Origin of the sequence: Sphingomonas sp. KR3-1, assembly GCF_040049295.1 — a bacterium.
GTDB lineage: Bacteria > Pseudomonadota > Alphaproteobacteria > Sphingomonadales > Sphingomonadaceae > Sphingomonas.
This window is the reverse complement of sequence record NZ_JBDZDQ010000001.1, coordinates 794,679-814,210: the sequence shown is the minus strand read 5'-3', so window position 1 is coordinate 814,210 and position 19,532 is coordinate 794,679. Positions and strand designations below refer to the sequence as shown.

Genomic DNA, 19,532 nt, shown 5'->3' with positions numbered 1-19,532 from the left:
TTATGGCGCGTGCGGCTCTGACACAAAGAGGCCGCGAAAAGGATTGTTTGACGCCACCGGACCGGTCTAAGACCCCCGTCCATGCGTACACCCACGACCCGCGCCCTAGCGCTCGCCCTTCTCCCGGTTCTGGCACTTTCGATGGCCGGCTGCGCCAAGAAGGGCGGCGGCAAGGATCTTCCCTATGTCGCGCGCGACGTCGGCACGCTCTATTCCACTGCCAAGCTGAAGCTCGACCAGCATCAGTACAAGCTGGCCGCCGCGCTGTTCGACGAAGTCGAGCGCCAGCACCCCTATTCGGTCTGGGCCCGCCGCGCGCAGCTGATGGGCGCGTTCAGCTATTATCTGAACAAGGACTACACCGAGTCCATTTCCTCGGCGCAGCGCTTCCTCGCCGTGCACCCGGGCAACCGCGACGCGGCCTATGCCTATTATCTGATCGGCCTGTGCTATTACGAGCAGATCAGCGACGTGCAGCGCGACCAGAAGATCACGCAGCAGGCGCTCGATTCGCTGGGCGAGCTCACCCGCCGCTATCCGAACACCAAATACGCCGCCGATGCGCGCCTCAAGATCGACCTTGTCCGCGACCATCTGGGCGGCAAGGAAATGGAGATCGGCCGCTTCTACGAGACGCGCGGCATGTGGCTGGCGGCGACGATGCGCTTCCGCACCGTGGTCGATCAGTATCAGATGACCACGCACGTGCCCGAGGCGCTGATGCGCCTGACCGAGAGCTATCTCGCGCTCGGCATGCCCGAGGAAGCGAACAAGGCCGCCGCAGTGCTCGGCGCCAACTATCCGGGCACCGACTGGTATGCGCATGCCTACAAGCTGATGCAGGCGAACCAGGGCAAGGTGAAGCAGGCCGAGGCAGCGGCGACCAAGCCCGCGAGCTGATGCTCGGGGCTTTCGTTCCCGTTAAGTTCCTGCGATAGGGGCTGCGCATGTTGACCGCGCTGGCCATTCGCGACGTGGTGCTGATCGAAGCGCTGGACCTCGAGTTCGGCGCCGGCCTCGGCGTGCTCACCGGCGAGACCGGGGCGGGCAAGTCGATCCTGCTCGATGCGCTGGGCCTGGCGCTCGGCGCGCGCGGCGAGACCGGGCTGGTCCGCCAGGGTGCGGCGCAGGCGGTGGTCACCGCCAGCTTCGAGACGCCGGCGCGGGACGGCGAGATCGCCAATCTCTTCGCCCAGAACGGGCTCGAGCTCGAGCCGGGCGAGCCGCTGATCGTCCGCCGCATCGTCAAGGCCGATGGCGGCAGCCGCGCCTTCCTCAATGACCAGCCCGCCTCGGCGGGGCTGCTGCGCGAGCTGGCGCCGCACCTCGTCGAGATCCACGGCCAGCATGACGATCGCGGCATGCTCAATCCCCGCGGGCACCGGGCCTTGCTCGACGCGTTCGGCCGCTGCGATGCCGGTCCGGTGGCGATCGCGCACAAGGCGTGGCGCGATGCCGAGGCGGCGCTGGCGGTGGCGCGCGCCGAGCAGGACGTCGCCGAGCGCGACCGCGAATGGCTCGAGCACGCCGTCGCCGAGCTGCGCGCGCTGGCGCCTGAGGCAGGCGAGGAGGAAACCCTCGCCGAGCGCCGCGCCTCGATGCAGCGGGGCGAGAAGATCGCCGGCGAGCTGCAGGGCATCGCCGAGCTGCTCGACGGCTCCGATGGCGGGCTGAGCCAACTGCGCCAGGCGGCGCGGGTGCTCGAACGCGTTGCCGAGGATCACGAAGCGCTGGCCGAGGCGCTGGCGGCAATCGACCGCGCGATCACCGAGGCGGCCGAAGCGCAGGACCGGGTCGACCAGGCCGCCGAGGCGCTCGCCTTCGATCCCAATGCGCTGGAGGCCGACGAGGCCCGGCTGTTCGAGCTGCGCGGCCTCGCCCGCAAGCACCGCGTCCAGCCCGACGATCTGCCGGGCCTGCTCGAAGAATTGTCCGCCAAGCTCGAGCGCGTCCATAGCGGCGGGGCAGGGATCGCCCGGCTCGAAAAGGCCGTCGGCGAGACCCACCGCGCCTATGCCGAGGCGGCGAAGACGCTCTCCGCCAGTCGCGCCATGGCCGCCGCCCGGCTCGATGCCGCGGTCGCCACCGAATTGAAGCCGCTCAAGCTCGACGCCGCGCGCTTCCGCACCGTCGTCGATCCGCAGGACCAGGCCAACTGGTCGAGCTTCGGCATGGACCGGGTCGAGTTCGAAGTGTCGACCAACCCCGGCGCGCCGTTCGCGCCCCTGGTCAAGATCGCCTCGGGCGGCGAGCTGTCGCGCTTCATCCTGGCGATGAAGGTGGCGCTGGCCGAGGAAGGCGGCGCCCGCACCCTGATCTTCGACGAGATCGACCGCGGCGTCGGCGGCGCCGTCGCCAGTGCCATCGGCGAGCGCCTCGCCCGGCTGGCGGACAGCGCGCAGGTGCTGGTGGTGACGCACAGTCCGCAGGTCGCGGCGCGCGGCGCCCGCCATTTGCTGATCGCCAAGAGCCATGACGGGACCGTCACCCGCACCGGCGTCACCCCGCTCGACCCCGCCCAGCGCCGCGAGGAGATCGCCCGCATGCTCTCGGGCGCCGAGATCACCGACGAGGCCCGCGCCCAGGCCGCGCGGCTGATCGCCGCCTAGGCGGCCACCGCCTCGCGCATCCCCGGCCGCCGCCCGGCGATCCAGCCGGCATAGGCGATCCCCGCGCCGGCCACCCCCGCCGCCAGCGCGAAGGGAAGCGGCGGCACCGCGGCGAACTGGGCGAACAGCGCCTTCCACGCCGCCAGCGGCCCCAGGAACTCGAACAGCAGCGAGGCGAGCAGCACCGCGGCGCCGGCGAGGAAGAAGGGCCGGCCATGCCGTCCGCTGGTGAACGCCAGGCCGAGCGCGATCAGCGCGGTCAGCGCGTCGGCGAGCTGGAAGTCGAGCGCGAGCTTGCCGAACTCCGCCGGCCCGTGCACGCCCAGCCCCGGCACCAGCGGCGCGATCCGGCCGAGGATCGGCGGCAGCAGGAAGATCACCGTCGCCAGCATGTAGCGCGCATGCAGCTGTACCTTCCGCCGCTGGCGCAGCGCCTCGTAATAGAACAGCGCGAAGCTGACGACCGAGACCAGGTCGATCAGCGCAAGCCGCGGCGCATAGACGACATTGAAGGGCGAGGTGGCCTGGGCAAAGCCCCGCGCCATGCTGAGGAACACGCCGGCACCGCCGGCGAGGAACAGCGGGAACAATATCAGGCTCGCCGCGCCCAGCGTCCGGTGCAGCGCGTTGCGCCCGGCATGGATGCTCCAGCTCTGGGCGACGAGCAGCATCAGCCACAGGGTCGCGGTGATGCCGTGCATGTGCAGCTGCACCGGCGCGGTCGAAATCGTCGCCAGATAGCCCGGCCAGAAGGCGAGCGCGGCGAGCGGGAACAGGGCAAGCAGGACCCAATGGGCGTGGCGATACGGCATGTGGCGATTCCCCCCGGAAGACCTGCAGCCTATCGCAAGTTCGCCCGGCGTCAACGCGGACCATCGGGTCGCCGCGCGCCGGACTCGGTTCCCCGAAGATGAACGAACCTTTTGGCCCGACGACAGCTTGCGACACAAAAGCCCGGCGATGGGGACAAGGCTGCGACAGCGGCTCCCCATAACGGGGTTCAGGCCGCTCCGGTGGCCGTGTTTCGTAAGAGGAGAGACATGATGAAGAAGTTCACCCTGATGCTCGCCGGTCTCGGCATCGCCGCTTCGGCCGTTCCGATGACCGCCGCGATGGCCGCGCCGCACCCGGCGCCCGCCTATCAGAGCTGGCAGTCGATCAACGCCCGCCAGGCGAACCTCGAGATGCGCATCAACCAGGGCATCCGCTCGGGCCAGCTGAGCCGCAGCGAGGCCGCCCGGCTGCGCGGCGAGTTCGCCAACCTGAACCGGCTCGAGGCCCAGTATCGCCGCTCGCGCCCGGGCCTGACCCTCGCCGAGCGCCGCGACCTCGATCGCCGCTTCGATGCGCTGTCGGCGCGGATCAACTACCAGAAGCACGATCGCGAGCATCGCTGGTAAAGGCCAGGGGATCCCCTTTTACCCCCTGGAGGGGAACCCCAAAAGGACGGGCTCCGCCGCAAGGCGGGGCCCGTTGGCGTTGGGAGCCGTGTTTCCTCGCTTGTTCCCCGGCCTTCGCCGGGGAACAAGTACAACCCCCTCAGCGCAGCGGCTTGCCGCTGTCCTTCCACTTGTCGAGCATCTGCCCATTCTCCACAGGCGCGGCAGAAGCGGCGGCCACGGGCACCGGCGCGGCATAGGCGCCGATCGGCGTGCCGCTCTGCACATAGGCCGGCTGCACGTCCTTGCGCGGCGCAGGCGCCACCGGCTTCGCGCCCGGCAGCGCAGGCTCGGGCAGCGCGGTTGCCGCAGTCACCGCCGCCAGGTCGATCCGCGCATGCGGCTCGGGCAGCGGCTCGCCGCCGCGATAGGCCTGGCGGAAGGCGGCGGCGGTGCCCCACCAGCCCTTCCAGCGGTGGAAGAAATGCGCGCCGAACACGCCGGTCATCACCAGGCTGCGGTTCCAGGCCGGGGTGACGGCATAGGTGTGGTAGTGCGTCGCCTCGCCCACCGCGCCGAACACCTGGCCCGAAAGCGCCGCGGCGGCGACGCGCCCGGCACGGTCCCAGGCCGATCGCATCGGCGTGCGCGCCATCGCCCCGTCACAGGCGAAGCTGAACTGGCAGCCGCGCTTCTCCGATCCCTGGAACACGACCCCGCACACCGTGGCGGGGAAGGCGGGATGGCGCACGCGGTTGAGGATCACCTGCGCCACCGCGCGCTGGCCGTCGGTCGGCTCGTTCGCCGCCTCGTAATAGATCGCGGTGGTCAGGCACTGGAGCGCGCGTGCCTTGTCGGTGCCGCTGCCGGTGAGGTGGAAGGGCTGGGCAGGCTGGATCGAGCCGTCGACCGGGGTGCTCACCGCATCGGCCGGGATCGGCAGGTCGGGCAGCGCGGTGGTGCCGGTCGTGCCTGCGCTCACCGCGGCGTCGTCGTCCACGGCATAATAGAAGGCGGCGCCGGGAAAATGGTCCTCGGCCTCATAGCCGATCGCGAGCGGCCTGGGCTCGGGCGTGGCGACCGAAGGCCCCAGCGCCTGCGCCGAGAAACCGGCACCGACCAGCGAGACGAGCACTGCCGCCGCCAGACCCCGCGCCTGCATCTTCGAGAAACGCCGCCAGAACAATGCGCGCAAACCCCACCCGGACCTGTTGCCCGCGTGCGGCATAGCCGATTTCAGCAGCGTCTTCGCCCCTGGATTCCGACCCGTCCCACGGCGAAACACTTGATGGTAAAGGTAATTTTAACCCTGCGGACGTCGGCGAGAGCGCACCATCCGCTATCCTCTCCCGGAGGGAGAGGGGGACCGCCGGCGAAGCCGGTGGTGGAGAGGGAACGCCGCAGGCGGTATCGCTCGCGGCAAACCCCCTCCACCGCTTCGCGGTCCCCCTCCCCCTCCGGGGGAGGATCTGGATGTTGAAACGCCTAGGCCTGCCCGCCGTGATAGGCGGCCCGGAACCCGTTCGCGAATGCCGGCAGCCGCCCTTCGCCGATCGCATCGCGCAGGTCCTGCATCAGCACCTGGTAGAACCAGATATTATGCTCGGTCATCAGCATCGCACCGAGTATCTCGCCGGCGCGGACGAGGTGGTGGAGATAGGCGCGGCTGTACCTGGCGCAGACCGGGCAGGGGCAGGCGGGATCGAGCGGGCCCTGGTCCTCGGCGAACTTGGCGTTGCGGATGTTGATCGGGCCGGTGCGGGTGAAGGCCTGGCCGGTGCGCCCCGAGCGGGTGGGCAGCACGCAATCGAACATGTCGATGCCGCGCTCGACCGCGCCGACAATGTCGTCGGGCTTGCCGACGCCCATCAGGTAGCGCGGCTTGGCGGGGTCGAGCTGGCCTGGCGCGAAGTCGAGCACGCCGAACATCGCTTCCTGGCCTTCGCCCACCGCGAGCCCGCCCACGGCATAGCCGTCGAAGCCGACGCCCAGCAGCGCATCGGCCGAGGCCTTGCGCAGCCCCTCGTCGAGCGCGCCCTGCTGGATGCCGAAGATCGCATTGTGCTCGGCATGCTCTTCGGCGGCGAAGAAGGCGTCGCGGCTGCGCTGCGCCCAGCGCATCGATCGCTCCATCGCGGCGGCCTGCACTTCGCGGGTCGAGGTCGTCGGCACCAGCTCGTCGAACGCCATGGTGATCGAGCTGCCGAGCAGCCGCTGGATCTCGATCGAGCGCTCGGGGCTCAGCATGTGGCGCGAGCCGTCGAGATGCGACTTGAAGGCCACGCCTTCTTCGCTGCGCGTCGTCAGGTCGGCCAGGCTCATCACCTGATAGCCGCCCGAATCGGTCAGGATCGGGCGGTCCCACTGCATGAACTTGTGCAGCCCGCCCAGCCGCGCGACGCGCTCGGCGCCCGGGCGCAGCATCAGGTGATAGGTGTTGCCGAGGAGGATGTCGGCGCCGGCGGCGCGCACGTCCTCCGGCTTCATCGCCTTCACGGTGGCGGCGGTGCCCACCGGCATGAAGGCAGGCGTGCGGATCTCGCCACGCTGCATCGCGATCGTGCCAAGGCGTGCCTTGCCGTCGGTGGCGTGGATGGTGAACTCGAAACGGGGCATGGGAGTTGCCATTGGCGCGAGACAGGCGTCGAGTCTACTCTCCCTCTCCCTTTGGGAGAGGGAAGGGGCCCGCCGCCGAAGGCGGTGGGAAGGGTGAAGGGTGGTTATCGACCCTCACCCTTCCGCCGCTCCGCGGCTCTCTCCCTCTCCCAGAGGGAGAGGGATTCTAGGATCGACCATGCCCAACGACACCACCGCCTCCCTCCGCGAAATGGCCGCCAACCGCGGCCTCAAGCTCGTCGCCTCGCGCCGCCGCAAGCCGGGCGGGGACTATGGCAGATACGGGCTGCACGATGCGGACGGCGCCGCGGTGTTCGGCGTCGGCAAGGCGGGCCTCACCGCCAGCGCAGCGGAGATCGAGGACTATCTGCGCGGCGCGACGAGCAATGCCTGGAGCAAGTCCGCCGGCTCGGCAAAGGCGCTCCCCAAGGCCAAAGCGAAGCCCGCCCCGAAACCCAAACCCAAGCCACGCTTCAAGCCCCAGGTCGCCAACCTGCTGAACAAGCTTCCCGCCGCGAAACGCGCCGAGGCCTTCACCGAAATCCTCGAGCGCCCCGGCATCCGCATCGAACGCATCGTCTCGCGCGGCCAGGCGACGCCCGCGGACACGCCGATGCTGCAGAACTGGGACGAGTGGGTGGTGGTGCTCGAGGGCGCGGCGGGCCTCCGGATCGAGGATTCGGCGGAGGTCGTGCTCGCCCCCGGCGATCACCTGCTGATCGCGAAGGGCCAGAGGCATTGGGTAACCTGGACCGCAAAGGACCGTGCTACGGTGTGGCTGGCGGTGCATCTCGGCTGAGGTCGAGCGACCAGGTCTCGCCCATTACCGGTTCGCCGAACATCTTATGCAGGGCGCTGTCGATTAGTTCGAAGCCCTGCGCGGCATAGATGCGCCGTGCGCTTGTCAGGATCGTGTGCGTCCACAGCTCGAGCCGGCGATAGCCCGCGTCGCGCGCGAATGCGACGCAGCGGCGGACCAGCGCGTCGCCGATGCCGAGACCGCGGGCATGGCCCTCCACGAACAGCAGGCGCAGCTTGGCGATGCCGTCGCCGCCATCGGCGAGCATCACCGATCCGAGCATCTCGCCGCCGCGCTCGGCCACCCAGCATTGCTCGCGCCCGGGCTGGAAATCGCGCAGGAAGCCGGTGGTGACGTCGTTGAGCAGCAGCTCCATCGGCCGCTCCCAGCCATAATGCTCGGCATAGAAGCGCGCCTGGCGGCTGGCGATCGCGCCCATGTCTCCCGGCGCCAGGGTGCGGATGTGCCAGTCGCCCCTGCCGCCCTCGATCAGCGCGCGCGCGGCATCGAGATGGTGCCCGAGCAGCGCGCCGCCGCCTGGGCCGAGCGAGTCGAGCTGGCGCAAATTGTGCGCGCGGGTCGCGTCGTCGAGCGCGTCGAACGCCGCCTGGCCGGCGGGCCGCAGCGCGATCGGCCGCTGGCGCGCGTCGCTTGGGTCGCGGCCGCGCGAGACCCAGCCGCGCTCCTCGAACCGCTTGACCGCGCGGCTGACATAGCCGGCGTCCAGTCCCAGCAGATCCTGAAGCTCGCTCGCCAGCACCGGCTGGCGTTTGGCGATCTCGTAGAGCAGCCGCGCTTCGGCGACGCCCATGTCGGTGTCCATATAGTGCGGAGCGAGCACTGCGGCGAAGCGCGTGTGCGCCCGGTTGAAGGCGCGGAATTGGTCGACGGCATGTTCCATGGGGCAAGGTTGCCGCGAAACAGTTGATTGAGTCAACTATTATGACGCGACGTTGGCGCGAACCTGGCGAGCCTAGGGGACCAGAGTGGTGAAGACGAAGACCCCGAAGATGACGAGGTGCACCACGCCCTGCAGCACCGTGGTCCGCGCCGTGGCGAGCGACTGGGTCGTCACCAGCAGGGTCAGCGAGAGCAGCACGATCCCGCGCGAATCGAGCCCCAGCGCCAGCGGCAGGCCCTGGACCAGCGAGAGCATCGCCACCGCCGGGATGGTCAGCCCGATCGTCGCCAGCGCCGATCCCAATGCGAGGTTGAGGCTGGTCTGCAGCCGGTCGGCCATCGCCGCGCGCACCGCCGCCACGCTCTCGGGCAGCAGCACCAGCGCCGCGATCACCACGCCGACCACCGCATGCGGCAGGCCCGCCCCGGCGACGCCCTCCTCGATAGCGGGTGCCAGCGCCTTGGCGAGCAGCACCACCTCGACCAGGCAGGCGATGAGGATGCCGCCGGAGAGCAGCGCCTGGCCCCCGGTCGGCGCCGGGGCATGCGCCTCCGGGTCGGCCGCCGCCTCCTCGGGCGGCAGGAAATAGTCGCGGTGCCGCACCGTCTGCACCGTCACGAAGGTGAGGTAGAGCAGCAGCGAGACGATCGCGACAAAGGCGAGCTGCGAGGGGGCGTAGAAGGGCCCGGCCGAGGACGAGAAATTGGGCAGCACCAGCGTCAGCACGGTCAGCGTGCACAGCGTCGCCAGCGAGGCGCTGACGCCGACCTGCTGGAAGCTCTGCTCGTGGTGGCGCAGCGCCCCCAGCAGGATGAACGCGCCGAGCAGCCCGTTCAGGATGATCATCACCGCCGAGAACACCGTGTCGCGCGCCAGCGTCTCGGCGCCGGCCTTGCCCTGCAGCATCAGCGTGAGGATCAGCCCGACCTCGATCACGGTCACCGCGAGCGCGAGCAGGAAGGTGCCGAAGGGCTCGCCGAGCTTGTGCGCGATCAGCTCGGCATGGTGGACCGCGGCCAGCACGGTGACGATCAGCACGATCCCGAGCAGCAGCGGCGGGATCGCCCCCGCGCCCAGGAACAGGCTCGCGGCACCGGCAAGCGGCGGAAACCAGATCAGGCTGTGGCGAAGGCGGTGCATCCCGCCACTCTACAGGTCAGCCCTTCGAGTTCAACGATGCGCCGCGACATAATCGAGGATGTCCTGCGGCGTGCGGAACATCGCGTCGGGCTGCATCGCGGCGAGCAGCTCCTCGGCGGCATAGCCCCACAGCACCGATCCGGCGCGCATCCCCACTTCGCGCGCCGCGTCGATGTCGCGCGTCTCGTCGCCGATCGCCAGCACCTCGTGCGGCTTCAGCCCCATCTTCTTGAGCACGCGGCGGAACTTGGGCGCCTTGCCGAACAGCGACGAGCCGCAGGCATATAGGTCGATCCGCGCGGCATGCGCGGGCCCCAGGATCTTGCGGGCATTGGCCTCTGCATTGGAGGTGACCAGGGCGATCTTCACGCCCGTCGCGGCCAGCCGCTCGAGCAGGTCGGGCGTGCCCGGAAACAGCTCGATCTGGTGGGCGTTGCGGCCGACCAGCCCGCGCAGGTGGCGCGCGATCAGCGGCAGCTTCCACGTCGAGATGCCGAGGAACTCGATCACTTCGCGCGAACTCTTGTGGCGCAGCATCTCGACTTCGCCCGGCTGCACCGTGCGGAAGCGGAACTTGCGTGCCAGCTCGTCGACGACCGAGAGGAACCAGTCGCCGCTGTCGGAGAGCGTCCCGTCGAAATCGAAGATCACCAGCCGAATGGGCGCCGCATCAGTCATGCGCGTGTCCATTCCCATGCATGCGACATTCCGCCCCATCCCCGAGTTCGATCTGGAGCGTCGTATGATCGATCCGGAAGTCGTGCGCCAGCCGATGTTGCAGTTGCGCAAGGAACGCGTCGCCAGGGTGGCCGCCGGGCATGACGAGATGCGCGGTGAGCGCTGCCTCGGTGGTGCTCATCGGCCAGATATGGAGGTCGTGGACGCGCGCGACGCCGGGCAACCCGGCCAGCGCGGCCTCCACGGCTTCGGCGTCGATCCCCTTGGGCACGGCCTGCAGCGCCATGGTGAGCGATTCGGTGAACAGGCCCCAGCTGCTCCACAGGATCACGCCGACGATGAGCAGGCTGATCACCGGGTCGATCCAGGTCGCACCGGTGAACAGGATCAGGCCGCCGCCGATAACGACGCCGGCGGATACCGCCGCGTCCGCCGCCATGTGGAGATAGGCGCCGCGGATGTTGACGTCGCCGTCGCGCCCCCGGGCGAAGAGCAGGGCGGTCGACAGGTTGATCACGATGCCGGCGCCGGCGACCAGCATCACCGTCACCCCGGGCACGTCGCGCGGAGCGGAGAGGCGCTGGATCGCCTCGAGCAGGATCGCGCCCACCGCGACGAACAGCAGCACCGCATTGGTGAGCGCCGCCAGGATCGAGGAGCCGCGCAGGCCATAGGTGAAGCGGCGCGAGGCGGGGCGCTTGGCGAGCTCGGCGCCGCCCCAGGCGATCAGCAGGCCGAGCACGTCGGAAAGATTGTGTCCGGCGTCCGCCAGCAGCGCCATCGAATGCGTGGCGAACCCCGCCGCGCCCTCGACCAGGACGAAGCCCAGGTTGAGCGCGGTGCCGATCGCAAAGGCGCGGCCGAAATCCGCGGGCGCATGGCTGTGCCCGTGATGGCCGTGGCCGTGGTGGCTGTGATTATGGTCGGGATGCGCGGCCATCGTTCCGGTCTTAGCCGCGGTGCGGCATGAGATGCTAGGACATCAGTGCGGGGAAATCAGTTCGGGCCGCGGCCCTTCTTTCCCTTGCCGCCGCTCGGCCCTTGCATCTGCGGGCGGATCGTCACCAGCTCCTTGCGCTCGAGCACGCCGTCCTTGTCGGCATCGAAGCGCGCGAAGAGCAGCGCGAAGCGATCGGCGATCTCTGCGAAGGTCACCTTGTTGTCGCCGTCCCGGTCCACTTCGAACGGGCTGGGCACGGTGTTGCGATCGCCCATCCAGCGCTCCTGCCAGTCCGAATAGGCGATATAGCCGAGCCAGCCCTGATGCCGGGTGTCGATGACGTCGAAGCTGTGCTTCAGCCCCGCATCGAACTCGGCACGGGTGACCTTGCCGTCGCCGTCCGCATCGAAGGCGGCGATCATCATCGCCACCGGTTCGGCGATCACGGTGAAGGCGGGATCGCCCGGGCGGGCTGGCACCGGCGTGATCGCGCCTTGCGGCGCCGCAGCGGGGCGGTCTTGCGCGAAGGCAGGCGTCGCGATCAGGGCCGCGAGGGCGAACAGCAGGCGCATGGGGATCCTTCTCGACTCACGGACGGCGAGAGACCGCTACCGCGCGGCGACCCAAGCCGCAATCTGTGGCGAAGGTGGGGCGGCGCTCAGGGAAGCAGCAGCGAGGCATCGCCATAGGAATAGAAGCGGTAGTGCTCCGCGATCGCATGCGCATACGCCGCTTGCATCCGGTCGAGCCCCATCAGGGCAGAAACCAGCATGAACAGCGTCGAGCGCGGCAGGTGGAAGTTGGTCACCAGGCCGTCCACGCCCTTGAAGCGGGTGCCGGGGGTGATGAAGATCGCCGTGTCGCCTTCGAACGGGCGGATCACCTTGTCCTCGCCGGCGGCGCTCTCGATCAGGCGCAGGCTGGTGGTGCCGACGGCGATCACGCGGCCGCCGGCGGCGCGGACGGCGTTCAGCCGGTCTGCGGTGGCCTGGTCGATGCGGCCCCATTCGGCGTGCATCTTGTGATCGGCGGTGTCCTCGGCCTTGACCGGCAGAAAGGTGCCCGCGCCGACGTGCAGCGTCAGCGTGGTGTGGCCGATGCCGGCCGCGTCGAGCGCGGCGAGCAGCTCGGGGGTAAAGTGCAGCGCCGCGGTGGGGGCGGCGACGGCGCCCGGCTCGCTGGCGAACATCGTCTGGTAATCGTCGGCGTCGCGCGCGTCGGTGGGGCGCTTCGAGGCGATATAGGGCGGCAGCGGCATGCGGCCGCAGCGCTCGAGCAGCAGCTCGACCGGCTCGTCGCCATGGAAGTCGAGCGCGAAGCTGCCGTCTTCGGCGCGGTCGCCGGCAGTGGCGAGGACGCCCTGGCCGAAATCCACCACCTCGCCGTCGCGCAGCCGCTTGGCGTTGCGGATGAAGGCGCGCCAGCGCCGCGGCCCCTCGCGCTTGTGGAGCGTCGCGCCGATCTTCGCCTCGCCCCTGGTGCCTTCGAGCTGGGCGGGAATCACGCGGGTGTCGTTGAACACCAGGCAATCGCCGGCGCGCAGCTGGCTGGGCAGGTCGGTGACGTGGAGGTCCCGCGTCTCGGGCCCGTCGAGCACCAGCAAGCGCGCCGAATCGCGCGGGGCCGCGGGGCGCAGCGCGATTCGGTCGTTCGGAAGCTCGAAATCGAAAAGGTCGACGTTCACGCTTATTGCGGCAGCGTCGCCTTCACCTCACCCGCCGGCAGCGCCTTGGGGGCATCGGCAGGCAGGTTCGAATAAGGCGGCGGGTTGTCGGAGAGGATATAGGCGTGGACGATCTTGGTCGGGTTCGCCGGCGGCTCGCCGCGCTCGATCTTGTCGACCCACTGCATGCCCGAGACGACGCGGCCGAACACGGTATAGTCGTGGTCGAAGGCCAGCTTCGGCGCCATCATGATGTAGAACTGGCTGTTCGCGCTGTTCTGGGCCTCGGTGATCTGCGCGGGCGTGGCGTTGTCCGGCGCGCCGCGGCGGGCGGCGGCGACGGTGCCGCGCACATGCGGCAGGTTGCTGAACTCGGCCGGCACGTTGGGCATGGTCGAATCGCCGGTGCCGTCCCCCTTGGGATCGCCGCCCTGCGCCATGTTGTAGGGATCGTCGACCACGCGGTGGAAGGTCAGGCCGTCGTAGAAATGGCTGCGGGTGAGCGTCTTGACGCGCTCGACCATCTTGGGCGCGGCGTCGGGGCGCAGGCGGATCAGCACGCGGCCGCCGGTCGACAGGTCGAGCACCCAGGTCTCGGCCGGATCGGCGGGCACGACCGCGGGGAGCACCGAGTTCACGTCCTCGGCGCCGACGCCCTTCAGCGGCTCGGCTTCGGCCTTGGGCGCCTTGCCCTGGGCGAGGGCGGGCGTGGCGAACATCATCACGGCCGAAGCGGCCATCGCGGCAAACAAACGCATCAATTTCCCCACTCGGAATACACCCTCAACCAGCGGCTCTAGCCCAATCGCGCGGGCTCAACCACTCCCTTTGCGACCGATCGCGGCGACGCGCGCCGCGACTTCGTCGTTGACCGCGGCGGGCACGAACTTGCGGATATCGCCGCCATAGAGCGCGATTTCCTTGACCAGCCGGCTGGCAATCGGCTGGAGCGAGACGTCGGCCATCAGGAACACGGTCTCGATCCGGCTGTTCAGCTGCTGGTTCATGCCCGCCATCTGATACTCATATTCGAAGTCGGCGACGGCGCGCAGGCCGCGGACGATCATGTTCGCGCCCTCGCGCTCGGCAAAGTCCATCAGCAGCGAATCGAAGCTGACGACGTGGATCTCGCCGGCGATGTCTGCGACTTCGCGCTTCACCATCTCCATGCGCTCCGCGACGGTGAACATCGGGTTCTTCGAAGGATTGGTGGTCACGCCGATCACCAGCCGGTCGCACAGCTTCGCGCCGCGGCGGATGATGTCCATATGGCCGAGCGTGATCGGATCGAAGGTGCCGGGATAGACGCCGGTGCGAACAGTCATGATGCCTTCCTCTCCCGGGATGACGGCAAGATTAAGTCAGCGGTCGGCGCGGGGCGTGCTGCGGGTGCGGAAGCGAGTCAAGGCCGGGCGTTCCTACCGCGCGCGGGGCCGCGACTCGCGGAAGTACACGAAGTACGTGCCCAAAGCCGGTTTTCGGGGCGGCTTGGGTTGACACGGTTCCCGCAAACGCGCCGCATCTCGCAACATCCGTGCGTGTGCGTGATCCTATCGTTCCTACGCAGTCAAAGAGCGGCCGATCCGGGACCGGCCGCGGGAGCCAAGCAGGCGAAATCCTACATTGCAAGTTGCGGGCGGAGAAGGCGGCTCCCCTCCCTGCAAGGGAGGGGCAGGGGGTGGGTTGCGAGCGCAGCGAGCCCAGCTGTGCGGCTGCCGAAACGGAAAAGGCCGGGCATCGAGCCCGACCTTTTTCCAACCCACCCCTAGCCCCTCCCTTGCAGGGAGGGGAATTCAGAAGGGCTGTGATTCTAGCGATCCCGCTCCAGCGTGTAGCGGGCGATGTCGCGCAGCAGATCGGCCTCGGCGCCATAGGGCTTGAGGTGCTCGATCGCCTGGTCGACGAGCATGCGGGCCTGCTCCCTGGCGCGCTCGAGCCCGAGCAGCGAGAGGAAGGTCTCCTTGCCTGCCGCCCCGTCCTTGCCGAGCTTCTTGCCGACCAGAGCCTCGTCGCCTTCGGCATCGAGGATGTCGTCGGCGATCTGGAAGGCGAGGCCGAGATCGCGGGCATAGCCGCGCAGGCCCGTGCGGCCCTCTTGCTGCACGCGGCCCAGGATCGCGCCGCTCTCCACCGCGCAGCTGATCAGCGCGCCGGTCTTCATCGCCTGGAGCCGGGTGACGGTGGCAAGGTCGAAGCTCGATTTCTCGGCTTCCAGGTCCATCATTTGGCCGCCCGCCATGCCGGCGGGGCCGGCGGCGAGGGCGAGCGTGCCCGAAAGCTCGATCCGCACGAAGGGATCGGGATGCGTCCGCTCGTCGGCGATCACTTCGAAGGCGAGCGCGTGGAGGCAGTCGCCCGCCAGGATCGCCGTCGCCTCGTCGAATGCCTTGTGCACCGTCGGCTTGCCGCGGCGCAGATCGTCATCGTCCATCGCCGGCAGGTCGTCGTGGATCAGCGAATAGACATGAATGCATTCGAGCGCGAGCGCGGTGCGGGCAATGCAGGTCTTGTCGACGCCGAACAGCTGGGCGGTGGCCGAGACGAGCAGCGGCCGCAGCCGTTTGCCGCCGCCGATCGCGGCGTGGCGCATCGCGCGGTAGAGCCCCTCGCGCGGATCGGAAGGGACGGCCAGCAACAGGTCGAACTGGCGGTCCATCTCCGCCGAAACCTGCTTGAGCGCCGCCTGCAGCGCGAGGGAGGCGTGCGCCATGCGGGGATCAGCCGGCGGCGAAGGGGGCGGTGCCGGCGGCGCGGCCCTCGGCATCCGTCCGGATCGCCTCGATGCGCGCCTGGGCGGCGTCGAGCCGCGCGGCGCATTGCCGGCGCAGCTGGTCGCCGCGCTCGTACAGGTCGATCGCTTCCTGGAGCTGGGCCTCGCCGCTCTCCAGTCGAGCGACGATTCGCTCCAGTTCCTTCAGCGCTTCCTCGAACGAGAGCGCGGTGACGTCCGCTTGTTCTGCCATGGTTTCGCTATGCGCCGGGGCGGGGCGCGATTGCAACCGGGCACCGCACACCCCAACTCCGCGTTATCGCCGACCAGACCCCCAGGAGACGCGTCCATGTTCACCAGCATCAATCCCGCCACCGGAGAGACCGTCGAGACCTATCACGAACTCGACGCCGACGGGATCGAGACGGCGCTGTCCCGGGCGGATGCTGCCTTCCGCTCCTGGCGCGAGACGCCGCTGGAGAAGCGCACCGAACTGCTGACCAAGGTCGCCGATGCCTGGGAGGCGAACAAGCAGCACCTTGCCGAGACCGCGACCCGCGAGATGGGCAAGACGCTCGCCAGCGCGGTGGCCGAGGTGGAGAAGTGCATCAGCGGCTTCCGCCACTATGCCGAACGCGGCCCCTCCTATCTCGAGCCGACGACCGTGCAGACAACCGGCGGTGGCCACGCCGTTGCGCGCTGGCTGCCGATGGGGCCGGTGCTGGCGGTGATGCCGTGGAACTTCCCCTATTGGCAGGTTGTCCGCTTCCTCGCGCCGACGATCATGGCGGGCAATGTCGGCCTGCTGAAGCACGCCTCGAACGTGCAGGGCTGCGCGGCGCTGATCCAGCAGATGATGAGTGCCGCGGGCGCGCCCGACGGGCTGTTCCAGAACCTCCCCATCAAGTCCGACCAGGTCGCCGCGATCATCGCCGACAAGCGGGTGGTGGCGGTGACGCTCACCGGCAGCGAAGGTGCCGGCGCGCAGGTGGCGCAGGCGGCGGGCCGCGCGCTCAAGAAGGTGGTGCTCGAGCTGGGCGGTTCCGATCCGCTGATCGTGATGCCCTCGGCCGACCTCGAGCTGGCGGCGAAGACTGCAGTGACCGCGCGCGTGCAGAATGCAGGGCAGAGCTGCATCTGCGCCAAGCGAATGATTGTTCATGCCGACGTCCATGACGCGTTCCTCGACAAGTTCGAGGCGGGCATGAAGGCGCTTAAGATCGGCGATCCTATGGCGAAGGAGACTGGCATGGGCCCGCTCTCCAGCGTGGCGCAGCGCGATACGGTACTGACGCAGGTCGAGCGCGCGGTGCGCGAGGGCGCGACACTGCGCTTCGGCGCGGAGAAGATCGAGCAGGACGGCGCCTGGATGACGCCGGGCGTGCTGACCGACATGGATCCCGAGAGCGACGTCGCCAAGGAGGAGATCTTCGGGCCGGTCGCGGCGGTGTACAAGGTGAAGGACATCGACGAGGCGATCACCATCGCCAACGACGTGCCCTATGGCCTCGGCTCCTCGGTGTGGACGCAGGACGATGCCGAGATCGAGCGCTTCGCCCGCGACATCCAGTCGGGCATGACCGCGGTCAACTCGCTGCTCGCCTCCACCCCCGAGGCGCCGTTCGGCGGGGTGAAGCTCTCCGGCCATGGCCGTGAGCTCGGTCCCTGGGGCATGCACGAATTCATGAACCTGAAGGCCGTGATGTACGGCAAGGGCGTGAAGGCGGGAGATTGAGTTAGTTCCTCCCCGAGACAAGCTCGGGGAGGAATTTAGGAGACCACGAACGTCCCCGTCATCCCGAAGCTCGCATGGAGCAGGTGGGTGCATTTGATCGCATAATGGCCCGCCTTGGGCGCAGTGAAGTGGAGGTCGACCGCGGTGTCGCTGTCGAGCTCGACCTTGCCGTCCTTCACTTTGGCACGGTCCGCTGCCGGCATCGCGGCGGCGGCGAAGAATTCCTTGGCGGCGAAGCTGTGCCCGCCGCTGCTGGTCAGGTGCAGCACATAGCTCTGGCCGTGGACCAGCGCGATCGTGGACGGGGTGAACCTGAAGTTCGACAGCGCCACGTCGATGCGCTGTTCGGGCGCCGGCGCCGCGGCCAGAAGCGTCAGTGCCAGCAGGGTCTTCATGCCGCCTTCTCCGCCATCACTTCGCTGATCAGGTCCTTGCGGCTGAGCTTGCCGATCATCGTCTTGGGCAGGCTTTCGCGCACCACCACTTCGCTTACCCGCTCATGCTTGCCGAGCTTGCCGTTGAGCCAGGCGCAGATCTCCGGCCCGCTGGCCTCGGCGCCGTCGTCGAGCGTTACATAGGCGTGGGGCAGCTCGCCATGATAGGCGTCGGGCAGGCCGATCACGAGCGCCTCCTTCACCGCGGGATGCTGGTAGAGCACCGCCTCGATCTGGCTGGGGAACACCTTGAAGCCGCCGACCGCGATCATGTCCTTCAGCCGGTCGACGATCTTGATATAGCCGTCCTCGTCGATCAGCCCGACATCGCCGGTGCGCAGCCAGTGCGGCTCGCCATCGACCGTGACGAATACCTCGTCATCGGCATCGGGGCGGTTCCAATAACCCTTCATGATCTGCGGGCCGGAAACGACGATCTCGCCGGGCTCGCCCGCGGGCGGCGGGCGCGTCGGGTCTTCCTTGTCGACCAGGCGGACGCGGGTGCCGGCGAGCGGCTGGCCGATCGTGCCCGGCTTGTTGAGCCCGACATAGGGGTTGGTCGAGACCACGCCCGAGCTTTCGGACAGGCCATAGCCTTCGATCACATGCGCGCCGGTGATCTTTTCCCACTCTTCCTTGAGCTGGGCGGCAAGCGGCGCGCCGCCCGAGATGCAGAAGCGCAGCGACTTGAAGTCGTCGGGCTTCATCCCCGGCGCGTCGAGCAGCGCCTGGTACATGGTCGGCACGCCGGGCAGGGCGCGCGGCTGGGTGCGGCGCAGTTCGGCCAGCGCCTGCTTGGCGTTGAAGCGGGGCAGCATCACGATCTCGCCGCCGGTCACCACGGTCCGGTTCAGCACGCAGGTATTGGCGAAGACGTGGAAGAAGGGGAGCACGCCGAGCACCCGGTCCTTCGCCGTCGCCACTTCCGGATCGAGCCGGGCGACCTGGCGGGCATTGGCCGACAGGTTCTGGTGCGTCAGCATCGCGCCCTTGGGCGTGCCGGTGGTGCCGCCGGTATACTGGATCAGCGCCAGGTCGTTCTCGGGATCGATCCTGGGCGAATCGCAGGTGCCTTCGTTGGCAATCAGCTGCGAGAAGGCGAGGATGCGGGCGTCATGCGGGCGCTGGGCGACTTCGGCGCCGCGGAACAGCCGGTAGAAGAGCGATTTCGCAGCCGGCAGCGCGCCGGCGACCGAGCCGACCACCAGCCGCTCCAGCCCGCTCTGGTCGAGCACCTTGAGCGCGGTCGGCAGCAGCGCCGCGGCGGAGATGGTGAAGAGCAGCTTCGTGCCCGAATCCTCGACCTGGTGGCTCAGCTCCTCGGCCGTGTAGAGCGGCGAGAAATTGACCACCGTCGCGCCGAGCTTGAGGATGCCGTAATAGGCCGCGACATAGTGCGGCACGTTGGGCAGGAAGAGCCCGATCCGGTCGCCCGGGCCATAGCCCAGCGCCTTCAGGCCGCAGGCGACGCGATTGGCGCCGTCCAGCGTCTCACCATAGCTGTAATGCCGGCCCATGAAATCGAGCAGCGGCGCCTGAGGGTGCGCACGAGCGCTCGCCTCGAACAATTCGACCATGGATTCGGGGGGGAACTCGGTGTCCCAGGCGCCGGGGTGGTTGTACGCGGTACGCCAGATCTGTTCGGGGTCAGTCATTGACACTGGTGTAAGCAAGCCTTTGTGGGGGTCAAGTCGTTAGCCGCTTGCTCCAGGTGACGAGCACCGAGACTGCGACCAGGCCGATCTCGAACGCGGCCTCGACGCGCTGGGGCGAGACATCGTCCGCGCGCTGCATGTGGATCTCGAAATTGGCGCGGCGGTCGGGGGAGGCGAGGGGGATCAGCGCCAGCATCGCAAGCGCCCCCAAGGCGATCTTCCTGGCTCGTCCCGACATGGTTACCGGCCATACGCCTCGCCGCGCGGTCGGGC

At 68.9% G+C, this 19,532-nt stretch carries 21 protein-coding genes; 5 read left to right on the top strand and 16 right to left on the bottom strand.

Translation table 11 applies throughout. The annotated features are described in order from the left end of the window. Positions 1-81: 81 nt before the first annotated feature. Together ABLE38_RS04100 and recN are read left to right on the top strand one after the other, a co-directional pair. Entirely contained in the window at positions 82-900 is an 819-nt protein-coding gene (locus tag ABLE38_RS04100; protein ID WP_348972883.1) for an outer membrane protein assembly factor BamD, read from the top strand. A 47-nt stretch (positions 901-947) separates the two neighbouring features. Next, positions 948-2,609, top strand: coding sequence for a DNA repair protein RecN (recN, locus tag ABLE38_RS04095; protein WP_348972882.1), 1,662 nt, complete (start codon positions 948-950; stop codon positions 2,607-2,609). Here the strand turns inward: recN and ABLE38_RS04090 are convergent. Then, positions 2,606-3,421: a hypothetical protein gene (locus ABLE38_RS04090; RefSeq protein ID WP_348972881.1), complete on the bottom strand. Its 816-nt coding sequence runs from the start codon at positions 3,419-3,421 to the stop codon at positions 2,606-2,608. The two genes, recN and ABLE38_RS04090, sit on opposite strands and share 4 nt — an antisense overlap. A gap of 231 nt (positions 3,422-3,652) precedes the next feature. Between ABLE38_RS04090 and ABLE38_RS04085 the strand changes: the two genes are divergently transcribed. Then, the gene (locus ABLE38_RS04085; protein ID WP_348972880.1) at positions 3,653-4,009 is read left to right on the top strand and encodes a hypothetical protein; all 357 of its coding nucleotides are present in this window, start codon (positions 3,653-3,655) and stop codon (positions 4,007-4,009) included. Positions 4,010-4,148: 139 nt separating this feature from the next. Here ABLE38_RS04085 and ABLE38_RS04080 read toward each other — a convergent pair whose 3' ends face one another. Then, entirely contained in the window at positions 4,149-5,150 is a 1,002-nt protein-coding gene (locus tag ABLE38_RS04080; protein WP_348972879.1) for a cell wall hydrolase, read from the bottom strand. 323 nt (positions 5,151-5,473) lie between these two features. Further along, the gene (gene tgt, locus ABLE38_RS04075; protein WP_348974445.1) at positions 5,474-6,604 is read right to left on the bottom strand and encodes a tRNA guanosine(34) transglycosylase Tgt; all 1,131 of its coding nucleotides are present in this window, start codon (positions 6,602-6,604) and stop codon (positions 5,474-5,476) included. Between the two features lie 178 nt (positions 6,605-6,782). Between tgt and ABLE38_RS04070 the strand changes: the two genes are divergently transcribed. Further along, positions 6,783-7,403, top strand: a complete 621-nt coding sequence (locus tag ABLE38_RS04070) for a cupin domain-containing protein (RefSeq protein WP_348972878.1) — start codon at positions 6,783-6,785, stop codon at positions 7,401-7,403. Here ABLE38_RS04070 and ABLE38_RS04065 read toward each other — a convergent pair. From ABLE38_RS04065 to ABLE38_RS04020, 10 genes are all read right to left on the bottom strand, one after another. Next, positions 7,372-8,304: a helix-turn-helix domain-containing GNAT family N-acetyltransferase gene (locus ABLE38_RS04065; RefSeq protein WP_348972877.1), complete on the bottom strand. Its 933-nt coding sequence runs from the start codon at positions 8,302-8,304 to the stop codon at positions 7,372-7,374. The two genes, ABLE38_RS04070 and ABLE38_RS04065, sit on opposite strands and share 32 nt — an antisense overlap. A 72-nt stretch (positions 8,305-8,376) precedes the next feature. After that, complete coding sequence (locus tag ABLE38_RS04060; protein WP_348972876.1) at positions 8,377-9,444, bottom strand: ionic transporter y4hA; 1,068 nt, start codon at positions 9,442-9,444, stop codon at positions 8,377-8,379. 30 nt (positions 9,445-9,474) lie between these two features. Next, positions 9,475-10,122: an HAD hydrolase-like protein gene (locus ABLE38_RS04055; protein WP_348972875.1), complete on the bottom strand. Its 648-nt coding sequence runs from the start codon at positions 10,120-10,122 to the stop codon at positions 9,475-9,477. After that, positions 10,115-11,062: a cation diffusion facilitator family transporter gene (locus tag ABLE38_RS04050; protein WP_348972874.1), complete on the bottom strand. Its 948-nt coding sequence runs from the start codon at positions 11,060-11,062 to the stop codon at positions 10,115-10,117. Before ABLE38_RS04050 ends, ABLE38_RS04055 begins: the two co-directional genes overlap by 8 nt. A gap of 56 nt (positions 11,063-11,118) precedes the next feature. Next, a complete protein-coding gene (locus ABLE38_RS04045) occupies positions 11,119-11,634 on the bottom strand; it encodes an EF-hand domain-containing protein (RefSeq protein WP_348972873.1) in 516 nt (171 codons plus the stop codon). An 86-nt stretch (positions 11,635-11,720) separates the two neighbouring features. Then, positions 11,721-12,746, bottom strand: a complete 1,026-nt coding sequence (queA, locus tag ABLE38_RS04040) for a tRNA preQ1(34) S-adenosylmethionine ribosyltransferase-isomerase QueA (RefSeq protein ID WP_348972872.1) — start codon at positions 12,744-12,746, stop codon at positions 11,721-11,723. Between the two features lie 2 nt (positions 12,747-12,748). Next, positions 12,749-13,483 carry a peptidylprolyl isomerase gene (locus ABLE38_RS04035; protein ID WP_348972871.1) on the bottom strand — a complete coding sequence of 245 codons (735 nt, stop codon included), beginning with the start codon at positions 13,481-13,483 and terminating at the stop codon, positions 12,749-12,751. 57 nt (positions 13,484-13,540) lie between these two features. After that, a complete protein-coding gene (gene coaD / locus ABLE38_RS04030; protein WP_348972870.1) occupies positions 13,541-14,050 on the bottom strand; it encodes a pantetheine-phosphate adenylyltransferase in 510 nt (169 codons plus the stop codon). A 485-nt stretch (positions 14,051-14,535) separates the two neighbouring features. Further along, positions 14,536-15,435 (bottom strand): polyprenyl synthetase family protein, encoded by a 900-nt coding sequence (locus tag ABLE38_RS04025; RefSeq protein ID WP_348972869.1) that lies wholly within the window; start codon positions 15,433-15,435, stop codon positions 14,536-14,538. A 7-nt stretch (positions 15,436-15,442) separates the two neighbouring features. Then, positions 15,443-15,688, bottom strand: a complete 246-nt coding sequence (locus ABLE38_RS04020; protein WP_348972868.1) for an exodeoxyribonuclease VII small subunit — start codon at positions 15,686-15,688, stop codon at positions 15,443-15,445. A gap of 96 nt (positions 15,689-15,784) precedes the next feature. Here ABLE38_RS04020 and ABLE38_RS04015 point away from each other — a divergent pair, with 96 nt between their 5' ends. Further along, the gene (locus ABLE38_RS04015) at positions 15,785-17,170 is read left to right on the top strand and encodes an NAD-dependent succinate-semialdehyde dehydrogenase (RefSeq protein ID WP_348972867.1); all 1,386 of its coding nucleotides are present in this window, start codon (positions 15,785-15,787) and stop codon (positions 17,168-17,170) included. 35 nt (positions 17,171-17,205) lie between these two features. On the opposite strand, the gene ABLE38_RS04010 is transcribed toward ABLE38_RS04015, so the two are convergent. The 3 genes from ABLE38_RS04010 to ABLE38_RS04000 are packed head-to-tail and all read right to left on the bottom strand — an operon-like array spanning position 17,206 to position 19,470. Next, positions 17,206-17,565, bottom strand: coding sequence for a plastocyanin/azurin family copper-binding protein (locus ABLE38_RS04010; protein ID WP_348972866.1), 360 nt, complete (start codon positions 17,563-17,565; stop codon positions 17,206-17,208). Continuing rightward, a complete protein-coding gene (locus ABLE38_RS04005; RefSeq protein WP_348972865.1) occupies positions 17,562-19,259 on the bottom strand; it encodes a long-chain fatty acid--CoA ligase in 1,698 nt (565 codons plus the stop codon). Before ABLE38_RS04005 ends, ABLE38_RS04010 begins: the two co-directional genes overlap by 4 nt. A gap of 31 nt (positions 19,260-19,290) precedes the next feature. Then, positions 19,291-19,470, bottom strand: coding sequence for a hypothetical protein (locus ABLE38_RS04000; RefSeq protein WP_348972864.1), 180 nt, complete (start codon positions 19,468-19,470; stop codon positions 19,291-19,293). Between the last annotated feature and the right edge of the window lie 62 nt (positions 19,471-19,532).